Source organism: Pseudovibrio flavus, from assembly GCF_009711345.1.
Lineage (GTDB): Bacteria > Pseudomonadota > Alphaproteobacteria > Rhizobiales > Stappiaceae > Pseudovibrio > Pseudovibrio flavus.
This window is the reverse complement of sequence record NZ_SMMA01000042.1, coordinates 19,621-30,638: the sequence shown is the minus strand read 5'-3', so window position 1 is coordinate 30,638 and position 11,018 is coordinate 19,621. Positions and strand designations below refer to the sequence as shown.

Annotated in this window: 5 protein-coding genes and 1 pseudogene; all 6 read left to right on the top strand. The window is 53.1% G+C overall.

What is annotated here, in order from left to right:
• A partial coding sequence (gene wecB / locus E1162_RS00860; RefSeq protein ID WP_306455008.1) for a non-hydrolyzing UDP-N-acetylglucosamine 2-epimerase occupies positions 1-1,166 on the top strand: 1,166 nt, incomplete at its 5' end.
• Between the two features lie 251 nt (positions 1,167-1,417).
• Positions 1,418-4,229: pseudogene (locus E1162_RS19740) on the top strand (nitrate/nitrite transporter).
• 24 nt (positions 4,230-4,253) lie between these two features.
• Positions 4,254-8,012, top strand: a complete 3,759-nt coding sequence (locus tag E1162_RS00845; protein ID WP_155125654.1) for a nitrate reductase subunit alpha — start codon at positions 4,254-4,256, stop codon at positions 8,010-8,012.
• The gene (gene narH / locus E1162_RS00840) at positions 8,009-9,550 is read left to right on the top strand and encodes a nitrate reductase subunit beta (protein ID WP_155125652.1); all 1,542 of its coding nucleotides are present in this window, start codon (positions 8,009-8,011) and stop codon (positions 9,548-9,550) included. The genes E1162_RS00845 and narH overlap by 4 nt, the downstream gene beginning before the upstream one ends.
• Positions 9,547-10,242, top strand: coding sequence for a nitrate reductase molybdenum cofactor assembly chaperone (gene narJ, locus E1162_RS00835; protein WP_155125650.1), 696 nt, complete (start codon positions 9,547-9,549; stop codon positions 10,240-10,242). Before narH ends, narJ begins: the two co-directional genes overlap by 4 nt.
• A gap of 20 nt (positions 10,243-10,262) precedes the next feature.
• Positions 10,263-11,015: a respiratory nitrate reductase subunit gamma gene (narI, locus tag E1162_RS00830; RefSeq protein WP_155125648.1), complete on the top strand. Its 753-nt coding sequence runs from the start codon at positions 10,263-10,265 to the stop codon at positions 11,013-11,015.
• The last annotated feature ends 3 nt before the right edge of the window (positions 11,016-11,018 follow it).

Here is an 11,018-nt window from a genome sequence, read left to right as displayed (position 1 = left end):
TCAAAGGCAATCTATTGCATTTCAACACCGCAGACCGAAAAAAGGTCGTGTGTGTCGTAGGCACGCGTCCTGAAGCCATCAAAATGGCTCCTGTTATCAATGCCCTTAATCGTAGCCCTGTTCTTTACGCTGAAGTCGTGTTGACTGGCCAGCATAAAGACTTGGTTTCCAGTGCGCTTGCGCTGTTCGGTATTATAAACGTTCACTGGCTTCCAGATGAGCGAACCGACCACTCCCTTTCCGCGCAGGCCTCCGGCTATTTGAAAGAGCTCGGCGTTTACTTCGAGCGTTCCGGTGCAGATTACGTGTTGGTGCATGGCGATACGACTTCAGGTATGGTTGGCGCTCTTGCAGCCTTTTACGCCCGTATTCCTGTAGCTCATGTGGAGGCAGGTCTGCGAAGCGGTAGTTTGAAAGACCCTTTCCCGGAAGAAGCGAACCGTCAGATTATTGACCGTATTTGCGATCACTTGTTTGCACCTACTCGTCAGGCAGCAGAAGCTTTGCTGGCTGAGGGAATTGATGCAAGTAAGATCTCGATTACCGGTAATACTGTGGTGGATGCCGCGCTTGAGATTTCCCGCCGTACAAAGGCGGTTCATGAGATAGAGAGCCTGAAAGATAGGCTTCCTGAAGGTGCTCGGTTCATCCTCGTGACAGCCCACCGGCGTGAAAACTGGGGCGAGCCGCTTTGCAATATCTGCCGCGCGATTATCGCAGTTCTTGAACAAAATCCAGATATCTATGCTGTTCTGCCCGTCCACCAGAACCCGAACGTATCAAGCGTTATTCTCGATCAGCTTTCGGGGATAGATCGCCTGTTGTTGGTTCCTTCTCTCGGCTACAAAGAGCTGATTGCGCTTCAGCAAAATGCTGAACTGATTATGACAGACAGCGGCGGTATTCAGGAAGAAGCACCGTCTTTCAATACGCCTGTGTTGGTGATGAGAAATACGACGGAACGCCCAGAGGCGATTGAAGCTGGTTGTGCTCAGCTTGTGGGCACGGATACTGCCAATATTATTGCCGCAGCCAATAATGCGCTCTCAGGAGTGTTCTCATTGGAAGGCGTCCAAAACCCCTTCGGTGATGGAACCGCATCAGACCAGATTGTAGCGTGCGTTGAAGCAGCGCTCTTCCCGCATCTGCAAGAAGAAGTGGCCTGATACTCACGAGCGTTTAACTGATCATCGGGCAGGTAGAGCGAGGGTGCTTTACCTGCCCGATTTGCATTTCGTTTTCGGCTCCCATTGGGGCCATCTATTACTTTCATGGCGTAGATCACTACGTGTGTTTTAACGATACGCTATCCCTCGTTATCCTTGTCCCTTCATAGTCTCTAGACTTTTACAGGTGAATATTGTTCACTTGTCGCTACGTAATTCCGCGCAGTTCCAGAATAATAACAGGAAAGAACATGCTGGAAACGGAGCGTATAACGCGAACGCAACAATACCGTGCTCTTGGTCTGAGCACCGGTGCCTTTACGGTGTGCTTTGCGGTCTGGACGATTTTTTCAATCATTGGCGTAAAGATTAAGCAGGAGTTCGGGCTTAACGAGTCCCAGTTCGGTCTGCTTGTTGCAACACCTGTGCTAACCGGCTCCATCAGCCGCATTTTCCTTGGCATCATTACAGAGCGGTACGGCGGGCGCGTGGTCTTCGCTCTGCAAATGCTCTTCACCGCCGTGTGCGTGTGGCTTCTGACCTCCGCTCATTCCTATGAAATGTTTCTCGTAGCCGCCCTCGGTCTTGGCCTTGCTGGTGGTTCCTTCATTATCGGTGTTGCCTATGTCTCCCGTTGGTTTCCAAAGGAAGAGCAGGGCACAGCCCTTGGTATTTTCGGTGTCGGGAACGTCGGTGCAGCCGTTACCAACTTCGTTGCGCCGTTTCTTGTAGTTTCGCTGGGGTGGGAAGGCACTGCCCACGTCTATGCGGTGGTTCTGGTCATCACAGCAATTATCTTCTTCGTTTTCTCCAAGGATGATCCTGTTCACGCACAGCACTTGAAGACAGGTGACACCGCGCCTTCCATAGCCTCGCAAATGGCACCGCTAAAGAAGATGCAGGTTTGGCGTTTTGCCACCTATTACTTCTTCGTGTTCGGCGGCTTTGTAGCGCTCGCTTCATTCCTACCACGCTATTATGTCGGCGCTTATGCATTGCCGCTTACGACAGCAGGCGTGCTGGCAGGCCTTTATTCCATGCCGGGTTCCGTGTTCCGCGCACTGGGCGGCTGGCTTTCAGACAAGTGGGGCGCACGGCTGGTGATGTACATCACCTTCATAGTCTCCCTCATTTGCCTTTTCGTTATGAGCTACCCGCAAACGGCCTATACCGTGACGGGGATAGACAGCCAGATAACGTTCCAGTTTACTGTTGGTCTTCCGCTCTTTGTTATCTTGTCGGTGGTGCTCGGCTTTGTTATGAGCCTTGGTAAAGCAGCTGTATTCAAACACATACCCGTCTACTACCCGCAGCACGTTGGCGCCGTTGGCGGGCTTGTAGGCATGATTGGCGGTTTAGGCGGCTTCTTCTTACCCATCGCTTTTGGCGCACTTTTAGACATTACAGGCGTATGGACCGTTCCGTTCATGCTGCTGTTCATCATCGTGGCGATATCGACAATTTGGATGCATGTGGCGATCCGCATGATGGAAAAGCGCCGCCACCCAAGCCTCATCCAAGAGACAGAACTTTCGGATTTACCTGAAAAACCTGAGGACGACGGAGGCCAAAACGCCTCTGGTATCTCGGCCAAAGCCAGCCCGGCAGAATAGCCAAGAATAAACGGGCAGGCTTGGTTTTGGGATCTAAAAACGAGGGACCAAACCTATGGAAACAGCTCCCAGTCAAACGGGCCAGAGCAAATACGTTTTGCAAGACTGGCGTCCTGAAGACGAGGCGTTCTGGCACGAACAGGGACGGCACATAGCCAAACGCAATCTCTGGATATCCATCCCATGCCTTCTTCTGGCATTTTCTGTTTGGATGGTCTGGTCCGTTGTGGTGGCACAGCTTCCGGCAATCGGGTTTGATTTCTCCGTTGATGAGCGCTTCTGGCTCGCCGCGCTTCCCGGTCTTTCCGGCGCTACACTGCGCATTTTCTATGGGTTCATGGTTCCCATCTTCGGCGGTCGTAAATGGACGACGCTTTCGACAGCATCGCTCCTAATTCCAGCAATCGGAATGGGCTTGGCGATCCAGAACCCTGACAGCTCCTATTTCACATTCTTCATTCTGGCGCTGTTCTGCGGCTTCGGCGGCGGCAACTTTGCTTCTTCCATGGCAAATATTGCGTACTTCTTCCCGAAGAAAGAAAAGGGCAACGCCCTTGCTCTTAATGCAGGACTTGGAAACCTTGGCGTGTCCGTCATGCAGTTTTTGGTGCCGCTGGTGGTAACTGCCGGTGTGTTTGGCGCTATCGGTGGGTCTTCCCAAACATTGGCAAATGGAGATGAAGTCTGGCTACAGAACGCCGGTTTCATCTGGGTACCGTTTATTGTTGTCTCCACGCTGGCTGCATGGTTCGGTATGAATGATATTGCCGATGCAAAAGCCAGTTTTGCCGAACAGTCGGTCATCTTTAAGCGCAAACACAACTGGATCATGTGTGTGCTCTACACCGGAACATTCGGCAGCTTCATCGGCTATTCAGCTGGTTTTCCGCTTCTCATGAAAATCCAGTTTCCAGAAGTCGATGCCCTTCAGTTAGCGTTCCTAGGTCCGTTCGTTGGTGCAATAAGCCGCGCAGCGACAGGCTGGATTTCAGACAAGTTCGGCGGCGGCCGTGTAACCTTCTGGACCTTCTTTGGAATGATCATCGCCGTTTACGGTGTCATCTTCTTCCTTCCAAACGAAGGGCAGGGCGGCAGTTTCATCGGCTTCTTTGCCTGCTTTATGGCGCTGTTCTTCCTAACTGGTGTTGGTAACGCGTCCACCTTCCAGATGATCCCAACCATCATGGGACAGGAAGTGAAGCGGCTGATGCCTGATCTGGAAGGGGCGGCTTACCGTAAGCAATCCGAAATGGAAAGCTCTGCGATCATCGCCTTTACATCGGCCATCGCAGCCTATGGCGCGTTCTTCATACCCAAGGCGTACGGCTCCTCCATTGAGCTGACCGGCAGCGTAGATGCTGCACTATGGGCCTTCCTGATTTTCTACGTGATCTGCCTTGCAATCACCTATGCGTTCTACAGCCGTAAGAACGCGCCGGTGCCGTGCTAAGCGGCCTTTGAGGGAGAAAAATCCATGTCTTCGATTTTGGAAAGACTGAACTTTCTAACTAGGGGCGAAAAGGAAAAGTTCGCAGGCGGTCATGGCATTACGACCAATGAAAGCCGCGAATGGGAGGACGCCTACCGCAAGCGCTGGCAACACGACAAGATTGTTCGCTCCACGCATGGTGCCAACTGCACAGGGTCATGCTCGTGGAAAATCTACGTCAAAGGCGGCATTGTGACATGGGAAACCCAGCAAACGGACTACCCGCGCACGCGCCCTGATCTGCCAAACCATGAACCTCGTGGCTGTTCTCGCGGGGCCAGCTATTCTTGGTACATGTACTCCGCCAACCGCGTGAAGTATCCGCTTATCCGCTCGCGCCTTTTGAAGCTTTGGCGCAAAGAGCGGGAGGACAAATCCCCCGTTCAGGCTTGGGCTGCAATTCAGTCCGATAAGGTGAAGCGTACCGACTATACCTCTATGCGTGGCCTCGGCGGCTTCGTGCGGGCCCATTGGGAAGAGGTCAACGAAATCATAGCAGCAGCGAATGCCTACACGGCGAAGAAGTGGGGGCCGGACCGTGTGATCGGCTTCTCTCCAATTCCTGCTATGTCCATGGTTTCCTACGCTGCTGGTTCCCGCTACCTATCGCTTCTGGGCGGCACCTGTATGTCGTTTTACGACTGGTACTGCGACCTCCCACCAGCTTCTCCAATGACATGGGGCGAGCAGACGGATGTGCCGGAATCTGCGGATTGGTATAACGCGGGCTTCCTCATGCTATGGGGCTCCAACGTACCGCAAACCCGCACGCCAGATGCGCACTTTTATACCGAGGTCCGCTACAAGGGCACCAAGTCGGTTGTTGTTTCGCCGGATTATTCAGAGGCCGCCAAGTTCTCCGATATGTGGCTTCACCCCAAGCAGGGCACTGATGCAGCGCTAGCGCTTGCTATGGGCCATGTGATCCTTCGCGAATTCCATATCGACAACAAGAGCGAATACTTCACCGACTACTGCCGCCGTTACACTGACATGCCGATGCTGGTGCGACTTGTAGAAAAAGACGGTCACTATGTGCCTGAACGCCTGCTTCGCGCATCCGACTTTGCCTCTGAACTTGGAGAGTCCAACAACGGCGACTGGAAGACTGTCGCCATTGATGAGGAAATCGGCCATGCCGTGACCCCGTGTGGTTCTGTCGGGTTTAGATGGGGCGAAAAGGGTAAGTGGAACCTTGAGGAGAAGGATGGCAAGGGCAGCGATGTACGCCTCAAGCTCTCCCTCATTGAAGCGATTGATCACGATGAGGTTGTCGATACAGCGTTCCCTTATTTCGGAAACCGTGAGCATGATCACTTCAAGGGTACGGACCATGACAGCGTCCTAATGCGAAAAGTGCCTGCAAAGCGGGTTAAGCTTAAGGATGGCGACGGCCTTGTTGCCACGGTGTTTGATCTGTTTATCGCCAACTACGGCATTGATCGTGGCTTGGGTGATGACAACAGCGCGACAACCTATGAGGAAAACAAGCCTTACACCCCTGCATGGGCAGAGCAAATTACCGGCGTAAGCGCAGACCAGATTGTGACCGTTGCAAGAGAGTTTGCAAGCAACGCCGATAAAACGAATGGCCGGTCCATGGTCATCCTCGGTGCTGGTATCAATCACTGGTACCACATGGATATGAATTACCGCGGCATCATCAACCTGCTGATTATGTGTGGCTGTATCGGTCAATCCGGCGGTGGCTGGAGCCACTACGTCGGGCAGGAAAAGCTACGCCCGCAAACAGGCTGGTTACCGCTTGCGTTTGCCCTTGATTGGGCGCGACCACCTCGGCAGATGAATTCGACTTCGTTCTTCTATGCCCACACGGATCAGTGGCGTTATGAAACGCTGAAAGTGGATGAAATCTTGTCGCCTACAGCTCCCGACGGGGACTGGGATGCGACGCTGATTGACTACAACATCCGCGCAGAGCGTATGGGTTGGTTACCTTCAGCGCCTCAGCTAAAGACGAATTCTCTAACCATCGCCGGAAAGGCCGATGCGGAAGGAAAAGAGGTAAAGGACTATGTGGCAGACGCCTTGAAAGAGGGCTCTCTCAATATGTCCTGCGAGGATCCCGATGACGAACATAACTGGCCGCGTAATTTGTTCGTGTGGCGCTCAAACCTGCTGGGTTCATCCGGCAAGGGGCATGAGTACTTCCTCAAGCACCTTCTAGGCACATCCCATGGTGTGATGGGTAAAGACCTTGGCGAAGAGGGGGCGCAGCGCTCAAAATTCGTGAAGTGGCATGAAAACGCGCCAGAAGGAAAACTCGATCTTCTCGTCACACTGGACTTTAGAATGTCCACCACCTGCGTTTACTCCGATATCGTTTTGCCAACAGCAACTTGGTACGAAAAGAACGATCTCAATACCTCGGATATGCACCCATTCATTCACCCGCTTACAAGCGCGGCGGACCCTGCGTGGCAAGCAAGGACAGACTGGGACATCTTTAAAGGTATCGCGGAAGCATTCTCAGAAGTAGCGCCAGAAATTCTTGGCGTCGAGAAGGATGTTGTTCTCGTTCCCATCCAGCACGATACAGCCGCAGAGCTTGCCCAGCCATTCGATGTGAAGGATTGGAAACTGGGTGAAACAGAGCCGATACCGGGCAAGACCATGCCGGCAGTTGCTGTTGTTGAGCGTGATTATCCTAATCTCTACAAACGCTTTACAGCTCTGGGTCCGCTTCTCGATAAGCTCGGAAATGGCGGTAAAGGCATTAGCTGGAATACAGAGACAGAAGTTGACCTTCTGGGCCGTCTGAACGGCGTAGAAACAGCAGAAGGGCCAACCAAGGGCAGACCGCGTATCCATAGCGACGTCGATGCTACCGAGGTGATCTTGTCTCTCGCGCCAGAGACAAACGGTGAGGTTGCCGTGAAGGCGTGGGAAGCGTTGTCGCAGGCCACGGGGCGTGAGCATGCCCACCTTGCGATCCATAAAGAAGACGAGAAAATCCGCTTCCGCGATATCATCGCACAGCCTCGCAAGATCATCTCATCGCCCACATGGTCAGGACTTGAGTCTGAAAAGGTCTGTTACAACGCGGGCTACACCAATGTGCATGAGTTGATCCCATGGCGAACGCTCACAGGCCGTCAGCAGCTCTATCAAGATCACCTCTGGATGAGAGCGTTCGGTGAAGGCTTCTGCGTCTACCGGCCGCCAATCGATACAAAGAGTATCACCGCAGAACTGCTGGAAAAAACCAGCGAAGACCGTCAAGTGGTGCTCAACTTCATTACCCCGCACCAAAAGTGGGGCATCCACTCAACGTACACAGATAATCTCCTTATGCTGACGCTCAATCGCGGTGGTCCAGTTATCTGGATATCCGAGGTCGATGCGAAAAAGGCAGAGATTGAAGATAACGACTGGGTCGAACTTTATAACAGCAACGGTGCCATTGTTGCCCGTGCCGTTGTTTCCCAGCGCATCAAAGAAGGTACGACCTTCATGTACCACGCGCAGGAAAAGATCGTGAACACGCCCGGTTCCAAACTAACCGGACAGCGCGGCGGTATCCATAACTCCGTAACACGCGCCGTGGTGAAACCAACTCACATGATTGGCGGTTATGCCCATCAGGCCTACGGATTCAACTACTACGGAACCGTTGGCTCCAACCGCGATGAATTTGTTGTCGTCCGCAAGCTCACTGAAGTCGACTGGCTTGATGATGAGGGTCGGGACGAAGGTGGCATCAACGAGGAGGCTGCAGAATGAAGATCCGCGCACAAATCGGCATGGTGCTTAACCTCGACAAATGCATCGGCTGCCACACCTGCTCGGTGACCTGTAAGAACGTTTGGACCAATCGCGAGGGCGTTGAATACGCGTGGTTTAACAACGTGGAAACCAAGCCCGGCATTGGTTACCCCAAAGAGTGGGAGAACCAGAAGAAATGGAAAGGCGGCTGGATTAGAAAGCGCAATGGCAAAATCCAGCCACGCATTGGTGCCAAGTGGCGCATCCTTGCCAACATCTTCGCAAATCCAAACCTACCGGAAATCGACGACTACTATGAGCCGTTTGATTACGACTACGACCATCTGCAAAGCGCACCGGAGGGCAAGGCCTTTCCGACCGCGCGGCCTCGTTCCCAGATTAGCGGCGAGCGGATGCAAAAGATCGAATGGGGACCAAACTGGGAAGAAATTCTCGGCGGTGAGTTTGAAAAGCGTTCCAAGGATATCAACTTCGAAGGCGTAGAAAAGGAAATCTACGGGCAGTTTGAAAACACCTTCATGATGTACCTGCCACGCCTTTGCGAGCACTGCTTGAATCCGGCCTGTGTAGCAGCATGCCCATCCGGTGCGATCTATAAGCGTGAGGACGATGGCATCGTTCTCATCGATCAGGACCAGTGCCGCGGCTGGCGCATGTGTGTATCCGGCTGTCCATATAAAAAGATCTATTACAACTGGTCCTCCGGCAAATCCGAAAAGTGCGTTTTCTGTTATCCGCGTATCGAGGTTGGGCAGCCGACGGTCTGCTCGGAAACGTGCGTGGGACGCATCAGATATCTCGGCGTTATTCTTTACGATGCAGATCGCATTGAAGAAGCCGCATCGGCAAAAGACGAGCGCGACCTTTACGAAGAGCAGCTTGATATCTTCCTAGATCCGAATGACCCGAAGGTTCGGGCTCAGGCGCGGGAAGATGGTGTACCAGAAGCATGGCTGGAAGCAGCAAAACACTCTCCAGTCTACAAAATGGCGATGGACTGGAAAGTCGCGTTCCCTCTGCATCCAGAATACAGAACCCTTCCAATGGTCTGGTACATTCCGCCGCTATCTCCAATTCAGTCCGCTGCGGAATCTGGAAAGATGGGCCTTGATGGTGCTTTGCCGGATGTCCGTTCTTTGCGCATTCCGGTCCGCTACCTTGCAAACATGCTGACAGCTGGTAAGGAAGCTCCAATTGTTTCTGCACTGGAACGCATGATGGCCATGCGTGCCTATATGCGGTCAAAAACAGTTGATGGCGTCATCGACAATAGCATTGCCGAGCAAGTCGGCCTGACGGGCGAAATGATTGAAGACATGTACCACGTAATGGCAATCGCCAATTACGAGGACCGTTTCGTCATCCCGACCAGCCACCGCGAAATCAGCGAGGATGCTTACGACTTGCGTGGCTCCTGTGGCTTTACCTTTGGCAATGGCTGTTCAAGCGGAGATCAGCAGCAAGATCTGTTCGGCGCAAAACGTCCTCGTACGGTTCAAACGCCAACCGATGTATTCAAGGAGCACCAGAAATGAGAGTAGCTCTGAAAATTACATCGCTCTTGCTGTCCTATCCAGATGCAGAGATGAAGCGTGAAGCTGGCAACCTCATCAAGGTCGTCGAGGATGACCAGTCGATCACCGATACCGCGCGTACGGCGCTCATCAGACTTTTGAAGCAGTTTGAGGAACGTGACTTGATGGACCTTCAGGAACGCTACGTGTTCCTGTTCGACCGTACGCGCACGCTATCCCTTCATCTGTTTGAACATGTGCATGGTGAAAGCCGTGAGCGGGGTCAGGCACTGGTTGATCTTATGGCGACTTATGAACGTGCCGGCTTTTATATCGACACAGAGGAACTACCGGACTTCCTGCCGCTCTTCTTAGAATTTCTATCCCAAGCGCCGGAGGACGAGGCAAAGGACTTCCTTAGCCAGATCGCCCATATCCTCACAGCGCTTCAAGAGCGGCTGAAAAAACGAGGATCAGCCTATCAAAATGCCTTCATCGCGCTTTTGAGCCTTGCACGGGCAAAGCCCGAGGCCGCCCTCGTTCGTGAGCTTCTTGATAGACCTGAGCACGATCCCGACGATTTGGAAGCGCTCGATAATGTCTGGGAGGAGGAAGCTGTCACATTCGGGGGCGGAGCGGGAGAGAACGCTTGCGGTCCTGACAGGATCGACCGGCGTATGCGCGCGCACATGCGCGATCCACGAAATCCATAGGGCACAAGGGAGAGGCTGTTATGGCTGACTACATCAACACAATGCTCTTCGGCATATACCCCTACATAGCGCTTGTGGTTCTGCTAGTTGGAACCATTGTGCGATATGACGTGGACCCATATTCGTGGCGCTCCGGTTCAAGCCAGTTGCTAAGGCGCAAGCAACTGGTAATCGGCTCCATATGCTTCCACACTGGCGTGCTGGTCATCCTTCTTGGCCATGTGGTCGGCCTGCTGACACCGATCTTCATTTTTGAAGCCTTCGGTATCTCCCATGGCGCCAAACAGGTGCTTGCAGTGGTTGTTGGCGGTATCGCGGGTGTTCTGGCCCTCTTTGGGGCCACCTTGCTTGCCCATAGACGGCTTTACGATGCGCGCATTCGAGCCAATTCTACCTTCTCGGATAATATGATCATTATCCTTCTCTGGATCCAGTTGGTACTTGGCTTGATGACGATCCCTATCTCGCTTCAGCATCTGGACGGTAGTGAGATGGTCAAGTTCATGAGTTGGGCACAAGGCATCTTTACCTTCAACTCGGAAGCGTCATCCTACGTTCAGGGCGCCTCCATCATCTTTAAACTTCATCTGCTGCTTGGCATGACGATCCTGCTTTTGTTCCCGTTTACAAGGCTCGTTCATATGCTGTCGGTTCCAATCTGGTTCATGCTCCGCCCGGGCTATCAGATTGTACGGGGTCGCCAAAAGCAGCAAGCTGTTTCACCTCGTCGTCGCGCTCGCCGCGAAACGCCGCCAGAAGCACCCGCGGAGTAATTT

Bases quoted from the DNA above. Each gene is read 5' to 3' on its own strand.
- E1162_RS00845 (WP_155125654.1), top strand. From the start codon at position 4,254: ATGTCTTCGATTTTGGAAAGACTGAACTTTCTAACTAGGGGCGAAAAG.
- narH (WP_155125652.1), top strand. From the start codon at position 8,009: ATGAAGATCCGCGCACAAATCGGCATGGTGCTTAACCTCGACAAATGC.
- narJ (WP_155125650.1), top strand. From the start codon at position 9,547: ATGAGAGTAGCTCTGAAAATTACATCGCTCTTGCTGTCCTATCCAGAT.
- narI (WP_155125648.1), top strand. From the start codon at position 10,263: ATGGCTGACTACATCAACACAATGCTCTTCGGCATATACCCCTACATA.